19 protein-coding genes are annotated in these 18,241 nt (G+C 63.1%); 10 read left to right on the top strand and 9 right to left on the bottom strand.

Translation table 11 applies throughout. The features are described 5' to 3' along the window. Positions 1 to 20: 20 nt before the first annotated feature. From AC07W0_RS27575 to AC07W0_RS27545, 7 genes are all read right to left on the bottom strand, one after another. Positions 21 to 2,435, bottom strand: coding sequence for a TonB-dependent siderophore receptor (locus AC07W0_RS27575; protein WP_102618661.1), 2,415 nt, complete (start codon positions 2,433 to 2,435; stop codon positions 21 to 23). Between the two features lie 111 nt (positions 2,436 to 2,546). Further along, a complete protein-coding gene (locus AC07W0_RS27570) occupies positions 2,547 to 3,482 on the bottom strand; it encodes a glutathione S-transferase family protein (protein WP_102618660.1) in 936 nt (311 codons plus the stop codon). 76 nt (positions 3,483 to 3,558) lie between these two features. Further along, positions 3,559 to 3,834 (bottom strand): GIY-YIG nuclease family protein, encoded by a 276-nt coding sequence (locus tag AC07W0_RS27565; RefSeq protein WP_026140234.1) that lies wholly within the window; start codon positions 3,832 to 3,834, stop codon positions 3,559 to 3,561. A gap of 36 nt (positions 3,835 to 3,870) precedes the next feature. Further along, positions 3,871 to 4,341 carry a nuclear transport factor 2 family protein gene (locus AC07W0_RS27560; protein ID WP_102618664.1) on the bottom strand — a complete coding sequence of 157 codons (471 nt, stop codon included), beginning with the start codon at positions 4,339 to 4,341 and terminating at the stop codon, positions 3,871 to 3,873. Positions 4,342 to 4,441: 100 nt separating this feature from the next. Further along, complete coding sequence (locus AC07W0_RS27555; protein ID WP_256580893.1) at positions 4,442 to 5,080, bottom strand: DUF1120 domain-containing protein; 639 nt, start codon at positions 5,078 to 5,080, stop codon at positions 4,442 to 4,444. A gap of 227 nt (positions 5,081 to 5,307) precedes the next feature. Continuing rightward, positions 5,308 to 5,943 (bottom strand): response regulator, encoded by a 636-nt coding sequence (locus AC07W0_RS27550; RefSeq protein WP_026140231.1) that lies wholly within the window; start codon positions 5,941 to 5,943, stop codon positions 5,308 to 5,310. Positions 5,944 to 6,124: 181 nt separating this feature from the next. Continuing rightward, entirely contained in the window at positions 6,125 to 6,952 is an 828-nt protein-coding gene (locus AC07W0_RS27545; protein ID WP_082107800.1) for a response regulator, read from the bottom strand. 414 nt (positions 6,953 to 7,366) lie between these two features. Here AC07W0_RS27545 and AC07W0_RS27540 point away from each other — a divergent pair, with 414 nt between their 5' ends. The 8 genes from AC07W0_RS27540 (at position 7,367) to AC07W0_RS27505 (ending at position 15,193) form a co-directional block, all read left to right on the top strand. Then, the gene (locus tag AC07W0_RS27540) at positions 7,367 to 7,996 is read left to right on the top strand and encodes a DUF1120 domain-containing protein (protein WP_017848664.1); all 630 of its coding nucleotides are present in this window, start codon (positions 7,367 to 7,369) and stop codon (positions 7,994 to 7,996) included. Positions 7,997 to 8,040: 44 nt separating this feature from the next. Beyond that, the gene (locus AC07W0_RS27535) at positions 8,041 to 8,661 is read left to right on the top strand and encodes a DUF1120 domain-containing protein (protein WP_102618658.1); all 621 of its coding nucleotides are present in this window, start codon (positions 8,041 to 8,043) and stop codon (positions 8,659 to 8,661) included. Positions 8,662 to 8,724: 63 nt separating this feature from the next. Next, positions 8,725 to 9,351, top strand: a complete 627-nt coding sequence (locus AC07W0_RS27530; RefSeq protein ID WP_046488637.1) for a DUF1120 domain-containing protein — start codon at positions 8,725 to 8,727, stop codon at positions 9,349 to 9,351. A gap of 56 nt (positions 9,352 to 9,407) precedes the next feature. Further along, positions 9,408 to 10,034, top strand: a complete 627-nt coding sequence (locus tag AC07W0_RS27525; RefSeq protein WP_017848661.1) for a DUF1120 domain-containing protein — start codon at positions 9,408 to 9,410, stop codon at positions 10,032 to 10,034. Positions 10,035 to 10,113: 79 nt separating this feature from the next. Then, positions 10,114 to 10,836: a fimbria/pilus chaperone family protein gene (locus AC07W0_RS27520; protein WP_495029345.1), complete on the top strand. Its 723-nt coding sequence runs from the start codon at positions 10,114 to 10,116 to the stop codon at positions 10,834 to 10,836. Positions 10,837 to 10,960: 124 nt separating this feature from the next. Next, positions 10,961 to 13,399, top strand: coding sequence for a fimbria/pilus outer membrane usher protein (locus AC07W0_RS27515; RefSeq protein WP_102618656.1), 2,439 nt, complete (start codon positions 10,961 to 10,963; stop codon positions 13,397 to 13,399). 10 nt (positions 13,400 to 13,409) lie between these two features. Further along, positions 13,410 to 14,534, top strand: a complete 1,125-nt coding sequence (locus tag AC07W0_RS27510; protein ID WP_102618655.1) for a DUF1120 domain-containing protein — start codon at positions 13,410 to 13,412, stop codon at positions 14,532 to 14,534. A 17-nt stretch (positions 14,535 to 14,551) separates the two neighbouring features. Continuing rightward, positions 14,552 to 15,193: a DUF1120 domain-containing protein gene (locus AC07W0_RS27505; protein WP_017848657.1), complete on the top strand. Its 642-nt coding sequence runs from the start codon at positions 14,552 to 14,554 to the stop codon at positions 15,191 to 15,193. On the opposite strand, the gene AC07W0_RS27500 is transcribed toward AC07W0_RS27505, so the two are convergent. Together AC07W0_RS27500 and AC07W0_RS27495 are read right to left on the bottom strand one after the other, a co-directional pair. Continuing rightward, a complete protein-coding gene (locus tag AC07W0_RS27500; protein WP_102618654.1) occupies positions 15,190 to 16,455 on the bottom strand; it encodes a CynX/NimT family MFS transporter in 1,266 nt (421 codons plus the stop codon). The two genes, AC07W0_RS27505 and AC07W0_RS27500, sit on opposite strands and share 4 nt — an antisense overlap. Next, complete coding sequence (locus AC07W0_RS27495; RefSeq protein ID WP_017848655.1) at positions 16,445 to 17,104, bottom strand: FadR/GntR family transcriptional regulator; 660 nt, start codon at positions 17,102 to 17,104, stop codon at positions 16,445 to 16,447. Before AC07W0_RS27495 ends, AC07W0_RS27500 begins: the two co-directional genes overlap by 11 nt. Positions 17,105 to 17,263: 159 nt before the next feature. Between AC07W0_RS27495 and AC07W0_RS27490 the strand changes: the two genes are divergently transcribed. Together AC07W0_RS27490 and AC07W0_RS27485 are read left to right on the top strand one after the other, a co-directional pair. Continuing rightward, entirely contained in the window at positions 17,264 to 17,575 is a 312-nt protein-coding gene (locus AC07W0_RS27490; RefSeq protein WP_046488644.1) for a type II toxin-antitoxin system MqsR family toxin, read from the top strand. Then, complete coding sequence (locus tag AC07W0_RS27485) at positions 17,572 to 18,060, top strand: type II toxin-antitoxin system MqsA family antitoxin (protein ID WP_046384619.1); 489 nt, start codon at positions 17,572 to 17,574, stop codon at positions 18,058 to 18,060. The genes AC07W0_RS27490 and AC07W0_RS27485 overlap by 4 nt, the downstream gene beginning before the upstream one ends. The last annotated feature ends 181 nt before the right edge of the window (positions 18,061 to 18,241 follow it).

Here is an 18,241-nt window from a genome sequence, read left to right as displayed (position 1 = left end):
CCACTGCCCTCGCCGCCGGCTCAGAACTCCAGCGTGCTGGACACCGACACCTGCCGCGCATCCCCCATCGACACAAACACCCGGCTGGCCGCCGAGGTGTAGTAGGTGCGATCGAACAGGTTCTTCACGTTGACCTGGAACTTGACCTTCTGCCCGTCGATTTTGGTGTTGTAGGAGGCGAACACATCGGCCACGGTATAACCCGGCAGATTGAAGCTGTTATTCGCATCGCCTTCGCGCTGGCCGACGTAACGCGCGCCAGCACCGACGCGCAGATCATCCCCGCCGATCAAGCTGCCGACGTCATACACCGCCGACAACGAACCGGTGTGCTTGGCCACGTTCTGCAGGCGCTTGCCTTGCAGCGCCGGGTCTTTGGTGACTTCGGCATCGGTGTAGGCATAGCTGCCGATCAGGCTCCAGCGCTCGCTGAGCTGGCCGCTGGCGTCCAGTTCCAGGCCGCGGGAGCGCACTTCGCCGGCCACGCTGTAGACCGTGTCGACACCGGAGCCGACGGACACCAGCACGTTGCGCTTGGTGATATCGAACAGCGCCGCGCTGGCGGTGATGCGCCCCGGTATGTCGAGTTTGGTCCCCAGCTCCCAGGCCTTGGATTGCTCCGGCTGCAGGTCGCCCTGAAGCACGCTGCCGTCGTTCAGCGCGGCAATGGTCGAGTTGGGTTTGAACGACTCGGTGTAGCTGCCGTAAAACGACAGTTCGTCGGTGTAGCGGTACACCAGGCCGGCACGCGGCACCCATTTCTGGCCATTGCCGTCGGTATTGGCCTTGAACGGCACGCCTTTGCCGGCGTATTGGTCGTACATCTGATAGCGCGCGCCGCCCACCAGAATCCACTGGTCGGTCAGGTGAATCGCATCCTGGAAGAACAGTGAGTCACTGCGCAGCAAGTCGGTCTGCGCGCTGTCCTTGGCGCTCACCGTGGTGCCTTGCACATCGTTGCCATACACCGGATTGACGTAGCTGAAGGCACTGCGCTGCGCCTGGCGGATCAGTTCGGCGCGATAGATCTTGCGATACTCATCGTCGAGGCCGAACACCAGATCATGCTGCATGCCGCCAAGCTTGACCTTGCCTTCCAGGCTCGCCGTGGCGAAGCGGTCGGTGGTCAGCGCACCACGCGTGCCGTCCATGCTGCGGGTCAAGGTGCCGTTGCTGTTGACCGAGGCGATACGCACCTGGCTGGCGTCATAGGTTTCGCGGTTCCAGCTGTAGCCGACGTGCGCCTTCCAGTCGTCGTTCAGGTCGTGATCGGCCTCCAAGCGATACAGGTCAGAGCGGCCTTCCATGTTGTTGAACGGCTCATCCAGGCGCCGGGTGGCGGGGATGTCCAACGGGTGATTGGTCTTGGGGTCGATGGCGGTACCGCGGTCGAACGGCGAGAGAAACTCGCGGTGTTCGTAAGCGAACACCACCTGAGTGGTGTCGCCATACCAGGCCAGGGATGGCGCGATCAGGCTCTCGCGGTGAGTGCCGTAGTTGCGCCAGTAATCTTCGTCCTCGTGGTCGACGATCAGGCGATACGCCAGCCCGCTGTCGCCGATGGGCCCCGTGGTGTCGAGGTTGCCGCCGCTGCCGTTCTTGCCGTTGCCGAAGGTGGAGCCACGGACGGTCAAAGAGGTGGACTGCAGCAACTGCGGCTTTTTGCTGACGATATTGACCACGCCGCCCGGGTCCTGGATGCCATACAGCAGCGACGACGGGCCCTTGAGCACTTCAACCCGTTCGGCCGTAGCGTTCAGCGCCCGGCCCTGCACCACGGGCATGCCGTCCTGCATGATCGAACCGTTACGGTTGTCGCCAAAGCCGCGCAGCATCACCGCATCCTGGGTGCTGCCGAGGGTGTTGGCCTGGGTGATGCCGCTGATATTGGCCAGGGCGTCATCCAGGTTGCGCGGTTGTTGATCACGCAGCACTTGGGCGGGCACTACGTTGACGGTTTGCGGGGTCTCCAGCAGCAGGCCACGGGAACGCATGACCGAGCTGGTGGGTGGCGGCTGGTAGCTGGTGCTGTCGGCGGGTTCGGCGACCGCGCTGATGGTGGTTGCGCCCAGGTTCAGCGCGCCGTCGCTGGGCACCGGCTCCAGGGCCAGGGTGCGGGCGTCGATCTGGCGGAAGGTAAAACCGGAGCCGCCCAACAGGCGTTGCAGGGCCTGGGTCGCGCTCATCGCGCCGCTGACGGCCGGGGCATTGAGGCCGTAGGGGGCTTCATCGGTGTAGATCACACTGAGCCCGGTGACCCGGCTGAAATCACTGAGCGCCTGGGGCAGTGGCTTGGCCGCCAGGGCAAAGTTGAACTGGGCACTTTGTTGTTCCTGCGCCTGCGCCACACTCAGGGGCAGCAGTGCCAGCCCCGATACCGTCAAGACCGAGGCTCCCAGCCACTGTTTAACCCAACCGCCCGCCGTCGATTTCATGCTTGTGAGCACCCGTGTAGAAAACGCTGTTAATGCGAATAGATCGCAGTTTCAAGCACTACACGGATGGGCGTCGGGTTTACCTCACCTCCGGTTGAAAATAATCCGGTTTTATTGCGCCTGAATGCAAAAACCCAGGCGCGGGAAGTGAACATGCACGGTGCCGCCGCGTTCGTCGGTACGGCGCAGGATCAGTTCTTCGCGGCCGGCAAACAACAACTCACCGAGCACCGGGTCGGTGCCGTAGTCGGTGGCCGCAATGCTCACCTGCTGGCCGGCCGTGAAGCCATTCAAGTCCTCGAACACTTCAGCGGGCAACGCCGCCGGGGTGGCGTGACGCGCTACGTCAAGGGCTTGCTCGGTGCTCATCTCGGTGGCGGTGCCATGGCCAAAGCTCAGCACACGGTCGAGCCAGGTGGCAACGGCGGGATGTGCGTCAACCAACGGCGCGGTCACCACCGAGCCTTTGAGGAACCACAGCGGATGGGCCAGGGAAAAGTCGGCAATCGAAGGCTCACCGAACAGAAAATCTCCCTCTTGGTGCTGCAATTGCTGGTCGATGCGGCTGATGATCGCCGGCCATTGATGCTTGGCCTGCTCCAGATGCAGACGGGCTGCGGTGCCGCCGCTGAACAGCTTGGCACGATCGGCCACCAGCACTTTGAGCATTTCGGGCGGCACTTTGGCGAACTTGGCCGCCAGGGATTCGGGCTGGAATACCAAGGCCACGGCATGGGCGAACACCACCGAATCGGCCCAGGCGGCGAACCCCTGGGCGACCAGTTCCAGGCCTTGGGGAAACAGCGCCGGCCCGGCTTTTTCCTGTTCCAGGCGGTGCGCGATCAGTGCTGTGTCACAGTAGATGTCGGCGCCGATCTGCAGCACCGGAGTCTTGCGATAGCCGCCGGTGAGGGCGATCAGGTCAGGCTTGGGCATCACCGGCGAGATCAGCACCGAGCGCCAGGACAAGCCCTTGAAGCCCAGGAGCAGGCGGGCTTTTTCCGCGAAAGGGGATTGCGGGTAGTGGTGCAGGATCAACTCAGACATGCCAGGCTCCGCTCAATTAAATGAGCATTCAGCTTAGCCTGCAAAATCACGCGTGGGTGAAATAGGCGCCCATCAATCAGGTCAATGAGCCACTCGCCGCCAGGCATTCCTTGGCGCTCTTCTTCAGTTTTTTGATCAAGCGTTCCTGGCGCAGCGCCTCGCCCTTGCTCGCACACTGCTCGGTGTACACCAGCGCGACGGCGGGGCTGGAGAGGAAAAACCGCGCGCCCTTGCCGCTTTGATGGGAGGCAAACCGGCGCAGCGGATCATTGCTGATGCCGCAATACAGTGAGCCGTTGGCGGCACGCACCAGGTACACGAACCAGGGCTTGGGTTCAGGAAGATCAGTCACGGGTCGATTCGGCAAACCAGAGGAGCGCCAATCTTATCAACGACTGGCCTGAAATGCCCTCAGGCCTTTGAGCGCCTGGGCGCGCACGGCGTTTTTCAGCGCGGGCGACCAGCCCAGCAGCAACCCCTTGAGGCCCAGGGCCTGGCGCGACCAGCGCCACAGGTCGAAGTGGTCGTGGTGTTCGCAGATCTTGCCGTCGCGAAACACGAAGCGCGCGCCAATGTCGTTGACCACCGTGTTGCCGGTCGCGCCGAACAGGTACGTTGCCACCCAATGGGCGCTGCCAGTACTGTCATCACTGCGCACGTGGTCGAAGGTCAGGGAAAAGTCCTTGGCCCGCGTGGTGAGCATGCGCCACATATCCCCGGCATCGCGCCCGCGCAGCTCGCCGAACGCCGGGTCGCTGAACACCACGTCGTCGGTGTAGCAGGCGGCCATGGCTTCGGCATCCAGATGTTGGAAGGCCGTATAGAACTCGGTGATCAGGACGTTGTGGGCATCACTCATGGGCAACATTCGCACGATGGTCAGGGGTGCTGAACGATAATCCTCGTAACACGGGAAAGCCATGGTTATTCATCACGAGAATAAGTGATACCTGGCGGGGTTAAAGGTAGATAACGTCCAAAGTGGCGCTGCCGTCTATCTGGATTTCTTCCTCACCCGGCAGAGAGTCTTTGGGCGCGAGGACTGTACTCAACATCAGGTCTGTCTTAAGGGTCGTCACTGCCACGGGAATTATATTACCGTTACTCACGGTGCGCAGCCAACGTGGTTGCCACATTGCGTTATCGGCAGCAAACCACGTCTCTTTATCGATGGACTCAATCACGGCTCTCGGTTGTTCGTCGGCTGTCACATCGTTCATCTTAAGTTCGTACCTGCCGATCTTTTGCCCACCACTTGCCAAGCCCAAACCATACACGGTGAGCGGGTCATGTGACGGTGATTGAACAGCCGCAGTTCCGGCTCGATTGTCCAGACTCCTGACTGCCATCAAAGTCGGCGCGTCACAAGTAACCTCCAAGTTTATCGTCGCCGCTGGCAGTACCATCTCCCCCAGTCTAGGAAAATCGTTGATCGAGATCTTCCCATAATCCACCGTACCGGCATCAGATAAAGTTGGCGTACAGGCCGACGGAATGATAGTACCGACCACGCTGATATCCACACTGGATGCGGCCATTACATTAGAAACACCGGCCAGCAAAAACGCGGCGGCAACAAGTACACGGAACGGTTGCATAATAGGCTCACTTTCGGTCATTACTTGATGAGCCAGGCAAGCGCACAGACGCGCTTACTTTAACTCGTCAGCAAGACAAAACTATTAGAATGAAGTGTATGCCCCGACCAAACAATGCCAGGACAGCCATCACAAGTTAAGGGGTAACTCATTCAAACTTAATACAAGTAATACGATACTCAGCCACTGCCTGACTCACTCTAGCACCGTCATGAAACTGCAACTTTCTACGGCACCATGCCCGCCGCACGCGCATAAGCGAACAAATCCACATCGGTGGAGATGCACAGCCGGGTCATCGCGGTGCTTTTCTGCTTGCTGATGGTCGAGATGCTGCGGTTGACCCGCGCCGCGATCTGGCTGACGGTCATGCCGCTGGCGAGCATCCGCACCACTTCGCGCTCTTTGCCGGACAACTGCGGCACGGCTTGCTGATTGCCCGTCCCGGCCTCCGCCAGTTGTGCGCGCAGACACTCGCTGACGAAGGTGCGCCCTTCACTGACGGCGGCAATCGCCAGGGGCAGTTCGCGGGCCGACGCACTTTTGGCCAGGATCGCCCGCGCGCCCTGGGCAAACGATTCGCGCAACGTGGCGACATTGGCAAACATGGTCACCAGAATCACCGGCAAGTCCGGGTGCCGGCGCCGCATCAGGCCGAGCAAGCCATAGCCGTCGGCTTGCTGGTTACCCGGCATGGCGAAGTCCGTCACCAGGATATCGCACGGGGTGCTGTCCACCAGCGCCAGCAACTGATCCGGGCCGTCGGCCTCGGCGACAACTTTGCACCGGCCATTGGCTTCTATCACCACTTTCTGCCCGATACGCACGATGGGATGATCGTCAGCAATAATTACGCGAAGCATGAGCACCACCATGATGGCAACTTGAATCCGCGCAAAATACTCCCGGATCGGATCGGCAACAACCGCCCCCAAACGCCGTAATGGCAGATAGCCCAGCAATCCTTGGGAGCAGAATTTTACCCCACAGAAAAAAAGGAAATTGCCCACTCTGAAGACCTACAGAAGCCATCGGTCTTAGCTGTCATCCTTTTCCTAATAGCGACAAATATTTCAGATACCCCATCAAGTCGCTGCGCAAGGCGAGCAAGCGCTGAAGGTGCATGGCCACGCCGTCGCGGTTGATCGCCTCGATCAACTGATGACCGCGCATTTCCAGCGGTGTGGCGCCGAAGAACGCCACGCTGCCGATCAAGCGGTGCAAATGCTCGACCGTGGCCTGCGCTTGCAGGCCGTCGGTGGCCTGGGCCAGTGCATGCAGATCGAGCTCGGCCTCATACACCAGGCTCGCCAGAATGCCGGGCAGCGCCTCGCTGCAGCCGAACAGTTGCCCCAGCCGGCCGCGACTCGGCCAGCGCCCCTCTACCGCCGTGACCGGCTGCGCGGTCTCGCTGATACGCGGGCCGGGCAGCCAGTCGCCGAGGACTTGGCGCAGTTGTTGAAAGGTCACCGGTTTGGCCAGCCAGGCATCCACGCCCGCAGCCTGGCACTGCTGGATTTCGCGCGCGCCCAGCTTGCCGGTGAACGCGATGACCGGCACGCGCTCCGCGCCGTCGCGCAGTTCGCGGCGGCGCAGCTCGCGGGTCATGGCATAGCCATCCATCACCGGCATTTGGCAGTCGCTGAAAATCAGGTCGGCGCGGCTGACGTCCAGAATCGCCAGGGCAGCCTGGCCGTGCGCGCACACTGCAAATGCCAGCCCCAACCGCTCCAGCATCGCGCCCATCAGCAGGCAATACGCGGGATGATCGTCTACCAACAACACCTTGAGCTCACGCCAATGCCGGGTTGACGCCGGCTGTGCGGCCAGGTCATCCCCTGCTCGGTCGCCTGGGATAGGGCCTGATGACATGACTACCTCAAATTCAATAAGCGCACGGCGCGGGGATCGGCAACCTCAATGGCCGACAGAACATCCGCCGACATAGGTACCGGGTACGGCACGCAACACGCCTGGCTGTTCGAATGTGCTGTGAAGATGTATCGGCCGGAACGCTATTTGAATTAGGCCGCCTGCGCGATACAACAACTACGAAACCCTTATATTTCCTACACACAAAAAAACGAGTTCCGACAAGTCGATTGGGCGTGTGCGACATCCGCCCATTGTCGTATTTGTTGTATTTGCCCGACGCCCTCCCCCCGATAGATTGCCCGGCATCCCCAGAGCGGGACGCGACCGGCCACTCCAGGCGGTCGCCACCTAGTTACCGACGGGTCCCCCCTTGCCCCTCGGCAATCAGTTTTGCATCGGAAGCTCGATCACATGAAAAAGCCCTTAGCCGCATTCACCGCCGTCATCGCCCTTGTCGGCAGCGGCATGACCTTCGCCGCCAGTACCGTGGAATTGACCGTCAAAGGCGTGATTACCCCAAGCGCCTGTACACCGACGTTGTCCGCCAGTGGTGTGGTGGATCACGGTAAGGTCTCGGTAAAAGACCTCAACCTCGACAGCCCGACCAGCCTGCCCACCGCCAGGCTGCAACTCAATGTGGACTGCGAGGCCGCAACCCTGTTTGCGTTGCGCACCACCGACAACCGCGCCGGGTCGTCAATCTACGGCTTCGGCTACGGCCTGGGCCTGATCAACAACCTGCAGAAAATCGGCACGTTCTGGCTCTCCCTGAGAAATCCGGTGGCCGACAACGTCGCCGTCGAGCCCATCGAGTCATTAGATGGCGTGAGCTGGCAAGCCATTGACGATGTGGTTTGGCAAAACCCGTACATGGCGGCGTTTGGCGACAGGTCGAACGGTCAGGATCCCAAGCCGATCCCGATCAAAAACGTGATCAGCGAGCTGGTGATCGACACCCAGATCGCCGCCGCCAACAGCCTGGACTTGAGCAACGAAGTGCTGATCGACGGCTCCGCCACGATCGAGGTCAAGTACCTGTAACTCATCATCCACGCAGGGCATTGCCCAGAGAGGTTGTTCATTTCATGGATAAATATTTCCCCGCATTGTTGGCGAGTCTGCTGCTGGCGAACGTGCCCAGCGCTTTAGCCAGCAGCCAGGCCGAGCTGAGCGTGAGCGGCGTAATTACGCCCAAAGCCTGCACGCCGGGCTTGGCTGAGGGCGGCACCATCGACCACGGAAAGGTGACCGTGCGCGACCTCAACCAAGACCGAGACACGTTGCTGCCGCGCAACACCCTGCACCTGAACGTGCGGTGCGAAGGCTCGACGCTCTTCGCCATGACCACCATCGACAACCGCCACGGCACATCGGTGATCCCCAACCACCACGGCCTGGGCACGACCCCCAACGACGAGAAACTGGGCAGCGTTTCGCTGAGTTTGAGCAACCCCATGGCGGACACCATGGCCGTGCGAACCATCGTGTCGCTGGATGGCGGCACCACGTGGACCCCCGGTACGCAGTTGGGCCACCTCAACCTGCTCGCGGTTGCCGCAATGGACAACCCCACTCAGCCAATGGCCGTGACGATCTTCGAAGCAGACATTGTGCTCTACACCCGAATTGCCCGTGCCGATGGCCTGACCCTCACCGACGAAGTCCTCGTCGACGGGCACACGACTCTTGAGATGAAGTACCTGTAACAGCGTAACCCCCTGTCCCCCTGGACCCCTGTATTCCTATCCATCCCTGGAGCTTCACCCGTCATGAAAAAGCTACTGCGTACCAGCGTTACCGGCGTACTGATCGGCTGCGCTTTCCCGGTGCTCGCCGCCTCCACCGTTGACCTGACCGTCAAGGGCCTGATTGTGCCCTCGGCGTGCATGCCGAGCCTGTCGGCCGAGACCATCGACGTCGGCCGGGTCTCGGTCAAGGACCTTAACCTGGACACCCGGACCCAACTCACCCCGGTCACCCTGCAAATGGGCATCGACTGCGAAGCCTCGACCCTGTTTGCCCTGACGGCCACCGACAACCGCACCGACTCGGCAAACAGCATCATCGAATATGGCATCGGTAAGACCAGTGCCGGTCAGCGTATTGGCGGCTACCTCATGTTCCTCGACCAGGGCGTCGCCGATAACACGCCCGTCGGGATGATCCGGTCGTCGGACAACGGCACCACCTGGAACTCTATGCGGCCAGACATGGGCTGGCAAACCAATCAATGGATCTCGATCCAAGAGATCGGCGCGGCGCGGGTGCCTGTGCCGGCCCAGAACACGCAGGTGGCGCTCTCGGTCAAGCCATTCATCCTGCCGGCCCAGGGCCTGACGATTACCGAAGACACGGTGATCGACGGTTCGGTCACGGTCGAAGTCCTCTACCTGTAACGCCACCGCCTTGCCCGATGCCCGTACCACCCGTTCAACACCAGGTAACTCAAGCCATGAACCTGCTTACTCGCTTGCCGGCCCTCACCCTTCTGTTGGCGGCGGCGCCCTTGGCCTTCGCGCTCTCGAGCGTGGAGTTGGACGTCAACGGGCGAATCACCCCCAGCGCGTGCAGCGTATCGCTGTCGGACAACGGCCTTGTCGACCACGACAAGATCCTGGCGACGACGTTGCATCCGAGTGAGTTCACCGTGCTGCCGAACCAGCAGATGGGCTTGAGCATCAGTTGCGAAGGCCTGGTGTTGTTCGCCCTGGTGGGCATCGACAACAAGCGCGAGTCATCGCTGGCGCCGGATTATTTTTATGGGCTGGGCATGAACCCCCATGCCCCCGACGAACGCCTCGGGTCGGTCAGCCTGTCGTTGCGCGGCCCGGTAGGCGATTCGCAGCCGATGCAAACCCTGACCTCATCCGACCAGGGGGCTAGCTGGAAACCCGAACCTAACATGTACCCGCGTCTGTTGATGGGCTTTGCCCGGGCCGGCGATACGCTGCCCGCGCCGATCCGGCAATTGGTGGCGTCCCTGCGGGTCGACACCTCGATCAGCCCGGCCAACACCTTGACGCTCCACGAAGAGGTGCCCCTCGATGGCTCGATCACGCTGGACCTGCGTTACCTCTGACACCGTGCCGTCGGCGCCCCGGTCACCCACCGCGCGCATGTCGGCCCATTTGAAGCGCCCTGTATAGAAGAGCCCTGTTATGAACTCGTTTTTTTCCGTTTGGCGCTGGCTGCCGCGTCTCTGCTGCGTGGCACTGGCCGTCCTCGGTGCAACCGTCGCGCGTGCCGACGGCATGGTCCCGGACACCTCGGTGGTGATCGTCAACGAGGCCGATGGCGAGGCCACGGTCTCGGTCACCAACACCGACACCAAAATGGCCTTGCTGCACGTCACCCTCGAAAACATCCCCGAGGACAGCGACACGCTGCTGTTCGTGACTCCACCCCTGACCCGCGTCGAGGCGTCCAAGAGCCAGTTGGTGCGCTTCATCCTGCAAACCCAGGCGCCGCTGCAAACCCAGCGCCTCAAACGGGTGATTTTCGAGGGCATGCCCGCCCAGCGCGACCCGGCCCAGCTCGGGCGCGCGCAAGTGGGCGTGACCGTGCGGCAGAACCTGCCGGTGATCATTCATCCCAAGGGGCTGGCGCCGAATCGCACGCCGTGGCTGGGCCTGCAATGGACCTTGAAAGCCGACCAGCTCAGCGTCCACAACCCGTCCCCGTATGTGGTGCGCCTGGCCCAGGAGCTGCAACTGCTGCCCGGCAACGTTTCGGCGATGCTGCCGCGCACCTATGTGCTGCCCGGTGAAACGCTGACCGTCACCGCCAGCGGCGCCCGCGCCGGCGCCACCAGCGTGCGCCTGCAACCGGCCACGGTGTATGGCTTTGCGGTCGCGCCCCACGACGCGCCCATAAGCCTGTGATGCAACGGCGCCCAGGGACACGACGGCGCCACTATCACGAAGTGGCCACCCACTGAAGGCCACCGGGAAGACCTGACGCGATAGGGAATCACGCCGGGGACTTCCATCATCCGAGTGCATTTGTGTGAACACAGTCATCCATTACCGTGACGGCAAAGCCGTGCCCGGCGTTTCACCGCGCCTGGCATTACTGGTGCTGACGCTCAGTCAGGGGTTGCTGACGAACCTGGCATGGGCAGAGCAGTCGTCGACAGGTTCGTTTGATCCACAGACCCTGCTCCAGCGTGGCATCGATCCCGAACTCGCCAGCCTGCTGATGCAGACCCCGCGTTTTACCCAGGGGCGCCATGCGCTCAACCTGACGGTCAACGGCCAGCGGCGCGGGCGCGTCGATGTCAGCGTGGATCAGCACGGCGCCACATGCTTCGACCCGCCGCTGCTGGACGCCGCGCAGTTGGTGACGCCGTCTTCGGGCCCGGCAGAAGAAAGCAGTTGTTATGCCTTTCTCGAACAATACCCACAGACCGTGGTCGAGCACGACCCGGCCAACCTGAGCCTGAACCTGGTGGTGCCCACCCAGGCGCTGCGCCCGGTCACTCAGGACATTTCCGGCTATCAGACCGGCGGTTTCGCGGCGCTGCTCAACTACGACGTGAGCGGCCTGTACAACCATTACCGCAACGATTCCAGCCGCTTTGGCTCGGCCAATACCGAGGTCGGCTTCAATGCCGGCGACTGGATCGTGCGCAGCCGCCAGGTACAGACCTGGCAGGACAGCCGCTCAAGCACCACCCATCTGGACGCCTACGCCCAGCGCACCTTCGCCAGCCACCAGGCGGTGTTGCAGGCCGGGCAGATCAACCTCTACAACCCGGTGCTCGCGGGTGCGCCAATCACCGGCGTGCAGGTGCTCACCGAACAGGCCCTGCAGGATCAGAACCAGGGCGCGACCATCAACGGCATCGCCAACGGCCCGGCGCAGGTGGAAGTGCGCCAGAACGGCGCGTTGATTCACTCCACAGTGGTGCCCGCCGGCCCGTTCAGCTTGAGCAATGTGCCACGCCTCAACGGGCGCTCCGACGTCGAAGTCACCGTCAAGGAAAGCACCGGCGAGGAACGGCGCTTTACCGTGCCCGCCGCCATGCTCGGCCTGGGGCTGCCCGCGCCCGGTTACTCGGTGGCGGCCGGGCGGGTGCGCAATATCGGCGACGGCCCGGGCGCCGAACCCTGGGTGCTGAGCGCCGGCTGGAGCGCCGCGCCGCATCCGCAGGTCAGCTTCGGCAGCGGGCTGTTGGCGGCCGCGGATTATCGCTCGGCGGGCCTGAGCCTGGGCCTGTTGCCGCTGCCGGACAGTCAGGTGCAAGTGGCCGTGGTCGCCTCCGAAGCCTCGCGGCGCACCCAGGAACGCGGGGTGCAGACCGACCTGTCGTGGTCGCACAAACTCAGTGAGCGCTGGGCCTTCACGGCAGCCAATTCCTGGCGCACCCAGGGCTACCGCGACCTCACCGAATCGACCTACATCGCCGACACCCGCGAGCAGCAACGCGCGCGTTACCGCGACCAGCAGAGCGCCACCAGCTCGTGGTCGCACCCGTGGCTGGGCGCCTTCAGCGCGGGGGTTTCCCGTTCGTCCTCGTTCCAGGGCGACAGCAGCAGCCGCGCCCTCGCCTCCTGGGGTACGCAGGTCGCCGGTATGTCGATTTCCACCACCGCCGAATGGCACATGGGCGGGCGTCGTTACAACGACGACAGCCTGTACCTGACGGTCAGCCTGCCCCTCGGCGAAAGCCGCCGTGGCCGCGCCTGGGTGCGCAATTCCGGCGGCGAGCACCGCACCGGGATGGGGCTCAACGAGCAGATCAACGACCACTTGGCGTATCGCGTCGGCGTCGAACATGACACCCGCGACCGCGAAGTCGAATCGTCCCTGGGCGTGTCGGCCCTGCCGTTCTACAGCCAGCTGGATTTCAACTACACGCGCGCTGACGCCGAGCGCTCCAGCTACCAGGGCGGCGCACGCGGCGGGATGGTGCTGCACGCCGACGGGTTGACGTTCTCGCCCTACCCGGTGCGCGACACCTTTGCCGTACTGGCGGTGGGCGACATGCCCGGGATCAAGGTCAACACCCCCAGCGGCCCGGTGTGGACCGACTGGCAAGGCCAGGCCGTGGCGCCTCAGCTCAGCGCCTATGGGCGCAGCCCGCTGGAAGTCCACACCCGTTCGCTGCCGCGCAATGCCGACATCCACAACGGGCTTGCGGTGGTATCGGCAGGCCGCGGCGCGGTGGACCGCATCGAGTTCGGCGTGTCGCTCACCCGGCGTGCGCTGTTGACCCTGGACACCCCGATGCCACGCGGCTCGACCGTGACCACGGAGGACGGCGAGTTCATCACCCTGGTCCAGGAAGGCAACCAAGTGTTCTTGCCCGACGTGCTCGACACCCGCCCGCTATGGATCAAGGCCCCTGACCAGCCGCGCTGCCACTTGCGCTTTGAACTGCCGGCCAAGGCCGACCCCCACGTGTATTTCGAAACCGCACCGGCCCGCTGCCAGCGACCTTGAGGACCCCAATATGAAGCTTCAACACAGCCTGGCAGCCCTGCTGCTGTTCGCCGGCACGGCCCTGGCCGAGGACGACTGCCGCCTGGACCTGAGCGAATCGCGCTTGGATTTTGGCCTGATGAACCGCGCCGTCGCGTCAGCACCGGCAGCGGAACACCTGCTCGGCGAACGGCGCCTGTCCTTGACCTTGAACTGCCCGCAACCGGGCGACATGAGCCTGTTCTACCGCGCCCTGGCTGCCGGCACCGAGCGCTTGCGCTTGGGCGACGGCGGCAGTTACCGCGTGCAAGTGCATGACGCGGTGCTCGATGGCCACGCGGTGCAACTCGGCTTGCTCGCCGGCCCAGGCCAGGCGCCCGCGCAAATCGGCACGAGCCTGGCCTGGCGCGCCGACCACGGCATCGTCCCGCTGCACGACGGCCAGCCCGCCACCGGGCGCAGTTTTGCCGCGCAACTGCAGGTGAGTGCGTGGGCGCGGGACGAAGCGATCCGCGTGCGCGATGCCGAAACCTGGGAAGCCTCGGCGCAGGTGGACGCGCCCACCTCCGGGCGTTCACGGGAATTGCAGCTGCAAGCGCGCTTCGCACCGACGGCCTGCACGCCGACCCTGGCCAACAACGGCACGGTGGACTTCGGCAAGTTGTCGGTCAGCGACTTGCACCGCGACAAAGACACCGCCCTGCCCGCCCGCGCGCTGAGCCTCACGGTCAGCTGTGACGGCCCGACTCCGTTTGCCCTGGTCATGCACGACAACCGCGCCGGCTCAGCCACCGGCGGCATTGATGAAACCGCCTACGGCCTGGGCCTGGATGCACGCGGGCAGAAAGTCGGCCGTTATTACCTGCTGGTCGACCCGGCCCGGGCCAGCGCCGACAACCTGCCCCAGCTGTATCGCACCGACTCGACCACGGGCGGCGCCGCCTGGAGCAGCGCCAGCGCCAGCGCGATCCCCTTGGGCGCGCGCAGCCTCCTCGGGTTTACCGCCACGGCCGGCAGCACCGAAGGCCCGAATGCCCTGCAAAACCTCAGCGCATTACTCAGCCTGAAAGCCTTCATCGCGCCGCTCGACAGCCTGGACCTGCGCAGCGAAGTGCGGCTCGACGGTTCGGCGACCCTGGAAATCACCTACTTCTAAGCCCCTCGGAGCCTCCCATGATTGCTCGCTACCTGATCCTCGTGCCCCTGTTGTTCAGCCAACCGGCGCAGGCCGCCGCCCCCGTCGACCTGAACGTCAACGGCCGGATCATCCCGGTGTCCTGCGCGCCAAGCCTGTCGGCCAACGGCGTGGTGGATTTCGGCAAGATCGCCCAGCAAGACCTCAACCTCACGACCGGCACGCGGCTGCCGGTCAAGTCCCTGAACCTGACGGTGATCTGCAACGGCCCGGTGCGTTATGCCTTGCGCATGCACGACAACCGCGACGGCTCGGCCCACGTCAACAGCGAAATTTATTACGGGTTGGGCCTGGACAACAGCGCGAACAAGATCGGCGTGTACTCGCTGACGTTCGATCCGCAGCAGACCGTGGTGGGTGGCGTGGCCGAGGTCCACGGCACCGAGTCCACCACCGGCGGCGTGGCCTGGCGCGCGGCCAACCGCAACCCGATCAACATCGGCGCCAAGAGCCTGCTGGGCTTCACCGACACCGCGGGCAGCACTGCCGGCCCCATGGCGATCCAGAACCTGACCAGCACGCTGAGCCTGGAGACGGTGATCAACGCCAAACAGAACCTGGACCTGAGTACCGACATCCTCATGGACGGTTCGGCGACGCTGGAGGTGGAGTACCTCTAGACTTTCTCGCTGCGGACCTCGACATACCGTGCGCGCCCCGCACCGAGGCCGGCGACGATGGCGCCCAGGCCGATCACCGCGAAGACCCAGCCGGTGGCGGCCCAGCCGCCGGTCCAGTCGTGAATCAGGCCCACCGCGAGCGGGCCCAGGGACGCCAGGGTGTAACCGAAGCCCTGGGCCATGCTCGACAGGTTGGCGGCCACGTGGGCATCCCGCGAGCGCAGCACGATCAAGGTCAGCGCCAGGCTGAACGTACCGCCCTGCCCCAGGCCCAGCAGAATCGCCCAGCCCCACAGCCCGTCGAGGGGCGCGTACAGGCAGCCCATCAGCCCGCCGAGGGTCAGCAGCATCACCACCACGATGGCCAGGCGCTGGTCCTTGCCGCGCGTGGCCAGCCAAGGCGCGGTGAGGGCGCTGAGCAGTTGCACGATGATCGAACCGGACAGCGCCAGCCCGGCATCGGTGGCGCTCAGGCCGCGGTCGATGAGGATCGACGGCACCCAGCCGAACACGATGTAGGCCAGGGACGATTGCAGGCCCATGTACAAGGTCACTTGCCAGGCCAGCGGATCGCGCAGCAAGCCCTTCACCCGGTAGGCGACGCGATGCGCGCCGTGCTTCTGCCCGATTTGCGGCAACCAGCACAGCGCGGCCAGCAACGCCGGCACCATCCAGAAGCCCAACCCGATGCTCCAACGGTTGCCGAAGGAGTCGCTCAAAGGCACCGAGGCCCCCGCCGCCAACGCCGCGCCCAGACACAGCGCCATGGTGTAGACCCCGGTCATCGCGCCCGCCTGCCTGGCGAAGTCGCGCTTGACGATACCGGGCAACAACACGCCGATGATGCCGATGCTGGCCCCGGCGATCAGGCTGCCAACAAACAACCCGACCTCACCGAACGCACTGCGCAGCAGAATACCGCCGGCCAGCGTCAACAAGATCCCCAGCACCACCCGCTCGGCACCGAAGCGCCGCGCAAGGAGCGGCGCCAGCGGCGCGAACAGGCCCAGGCACAGCACCGGCAAGGTGGTCAGCAGACCGGCCCTGGCCGCCGACAAGCCCAGGCTGGCCGAGACCTCACTGAGCAGCGGCGACAGGCTCGACAGCGCCGGGCGCAGGTTCAGCGCCACCAGCACCAGGCCCAGCAGCAACAGCCATGGCCGGCTCGTCGGCGGGGGGCTGTGCTGGACTGCATCGTCGTCGGCCTCGGCGTCGATCAGCAATTCTTCCAACTCAGGCGTGCGTGGGGCGTCAGGGTTCATTGATCAACTGCCGGCAAAGGGATTTGGCGCGCTCCGGGTCTTGCTGCGCTACGGCATCAAGCAGGGCGGTGTGCAGGTCGAACACCGCCTGGCGACGCGGCGAGATGTTCAGGGTCTGGCGCAGTTGCGCGCCGATGATGCTGGAAAAGTACCGGTACAACTCGCTCAACGCCGGGTTGTGCGCCGCGTCCACCAGCCGTTGGTGGAATACCAGATCGGCGCTGATGTAGGCCTCCAGCTCACCGTGATACAGCGCGGCGCTGGCATCAAGCGCCTCGCGCAACCGGTGCAGGTCTTGCTCGGTGCGACGCAGGACGGCCAGACCGATGGCCTCCACTTCCAGGATCTGCCGCGTCTCCTGCGCCTGTTCCAGGCTGCAATGGGATAACGCGCGCATGGCGCCCAGCGGGTCCGTCATCGAACGCAGGTAACTGCCGTCGCCCTGGCGGACCTCGATCAATCCAGAGAATGCCAGCACCCGCATGGCCTCGCGCACGGTATTGCGGCTGATGCCCAATTCCGCCGCCAGCTCAGGCTCGGTGGGCAGGCGCTCGCCGATGGCCCACGTGCCTTGGGTGATGCGCTGGCGCAGCTGCTCGAGGGCTTGGTCGACCAGGGAGCGTTTGATCAGCGGGGAGATGTCTGTCATGAGGTTTGCGCTTTCGTCCAATCATAGGATGAATTTACCTACAGCCTATTCGGACTTGCCTACAAAGGCAACGCACTAGGGTTTTCAGGCAGGGAAACGGAGCAGTATTTTCGATTGTTAAAATTACCCTTAGAGGGTAATTTCAGCCTTAGGTGTCTTATGGAAAAGTACACACCTCATTACGATTTGGCGGTGATAAAGGCGGATGTCATCAGGTTGGGTAGCAGAGCATTCACCGCAAGCGCGCGGGAGGGGGCTCGACAACTTGAGTTGAACATCGGCCAGATGCGACTCGCGGTCTGCGCCCTTGAGAATCGAATGTTGTACAAGTCAATGACGACCTATTCAGACCACCGCGTGTGGCAGGACGTCTATCTGATCAAGATTTACGCTACGGAGATTTACATCAAAGTGACTTACCGCCCAGGCGGTGGTCCTCCCGTAATCTCCTTCAAGGAGAAAACCTTATGAAAACCCAACAATGCGTGAGCTGCGGAACCCATGACGCAATGCAGCATTTCGAAGGTCGCAACTTCACGATCAACACACGCGGCATGATCCGGGATATCCCTGATATTGCAGGCTGGGAATGCCAGGCCTGTCACGAGGTCGAATTCGATTCGGACACCGATAGCGCAGAGCGTTATTCCGATGCCAGCGATAAGTTGTTAATGGATGCCAGGACAATCATCGCCGCCGAAATGAAACGAATTCGCCGCAAATTGCATCTGACACAGAAAGACGCGGTGAGGCTATTGACCGGCCGCGGCCATAACGCATTTTCCCGCTACGAAAGGGCTGAGATCTTTCCGCCCGCGCCACTGCTCACATTGATGCGTCTACTGGATAAACATCCGCATCTATTGGCCGAAATAGAGGCACTCAATGCCGGCGAAGACCTGAACCATCTGCTGATCGCAAAAGATGCGCAGCTTGCAACTCAAGCGTCCGCGTAAAAACAGCAGGCAAAAATAAACCCGGCCTGGTCAGGCTGTGTGAAAACGCACCCTGCACCGGCTAAAAACAAATGCCCCGACTTGTCGGGGCATTTGTTTTTGCGGACTTGAAGAAAAAAAGGGCCTTTCAGCCCATCAACTCCATCAATTTAGGCACTCCCAACACATTGATGGTCCTTTT

The sequence above is a fragment of the Pseudomonas sp. GW704-F2 genome (assembly GCF_059423025.1).
Note: the sequence above shows the minus strand (reverse complement) of the source record. Positions and strands in the feature narration are given on the sequence as shown.

What these genes read in the sequence shown, in the direction of transcription:
- AC07W0_RS27485 (WP_046384619.1), top strand. Translation starts at nt 17,572, where the DNA reads ATGAAAACCCAACAATGCGTGAGCTGCGGAACCCATGACGCAATGCAG.
- AC07W0_RS27495 (WP_017848655.1), bottom strand. Translation starts at nt 17,104, where the DNA reads ATGACAGACATCTCCCCGCTGATCAAACGCTCCCTGGTCGACCAAGCC.
- AC07W0_RS27575 (WP_102618661.1), bottom strand. Translation starts at nt 2,435, where the DNA reads ATGAAATCGACGGCGGGCGGTTGGGTTAAACAGTGGCTGGGAGCCTCG.
- AC07W0_RS27570 (WP_102618660.1), bottom strand. Translation starts at nt 3,482, where the DNA reads ATGTCTGAGTTGATCCTGCACCACTACCCGCAATCCCCTTTCGCGGAA.
- AC07W0_RS27540 (WP_017848664.1), top strand. Translation starts at nt 7,367, where the DNA reads ATGAAAAAGCCCTTAGCCGCATTCACCGCCGTCATCGCCCTTGTCGGC.
- AC07W0_RS27500 (WP_102618654.1), bottom strand. Translation starts at nt 16,455, where the DNA reads ATGAACCCTGACGCCCCACGCACGCCTGAGTTGGAAGAATTGCTGATC.
- AC07W0_RS27530 (WP_046488637.1), top strand. Translation starts at nt 8,725, where the DNA reads ATGAAAAAGCTACTGCGTACCAGCGTTACCGGCGTACTGATCGGCTGC.
- AC07W0_RS27550 (WP_026140231.1), bottom strand. Translation starts at nt 5,943, where the DNA reads ATGCTTCGCGTAATTATTGCTGACGATCATCCCATCGTGCGTATCGGG.
- AC07W0_RS27520 (WP_495029345.1), top strand. Translation starts at nt 10,114, where the DNA reads ATGAACTCGTTTTTTTCCGTTTGGCGCTGGCTGCCGCGTCTCTGCTGC.
- AC07W0_RS27560 (WP_102618664.1), bottom strand. Translation starts at nt 4,341, where the DNA reads ATGAGTGATGCCCACAACGTCCTGATCACCGAGTTCTATACGGCCTTC.
- AC07W0_RS27510 (WP_102618655.1), top strand. Translation starts at nt 13,410, where the DNA reads ATGAAGCTTCAACACAGCCTGGCAGCCCTGCTGCTGTTCGCCGGCACG.
- AC07W0_RS27505 (WP_017848657.1), top strand. Translation starts at nt 14,552, where the DNA reads ATGATTGCTCGCTACCTGATCCTCGTGCCCCTGTTGTTCAGCCAACCG.
- AC07W0_RS27555 (WP_256580893.1), bottom strand. Translation starts at nt 5,080, where the DNA reads ATGCAACCGTTCCGTGTACTTGTTGCCGCCGCGTTTTTGCTGGCCGGT.
- AC07W0_RS27490 (WP_046488644.1), top strand. Translation starts at nt 17,264, where the DNA reads ATGGAAAAGTACACACCTCATTACGATTTGGCGGTGATAAAGGCGGAT.
- AC07W0_RS27535 (WP_102618658.1), top strand. Translation starts at nt 8,041, where the DNA reads ATGGATAAATATTTCCCCGCATTGTTGGCGAGTCTGCTGCTGGCGAAC.
- AC07W0_RS27545 (WP_082107800.1), bottom strand. Translation starts at nt 6,952, where the DNA reads ATGTCATCAGGCCCTATCCCAGGCGACCGAGCAGGGGATGACCTGGCC.
- AC07W0_RS27525 (WP_017848661.1), top strand. Translation starts at nt 9,408, where the DNA reads ATGAACCTGCTTACTCGCTTGCCGGCCCTCACCCTTCTGTTGGCGGCG.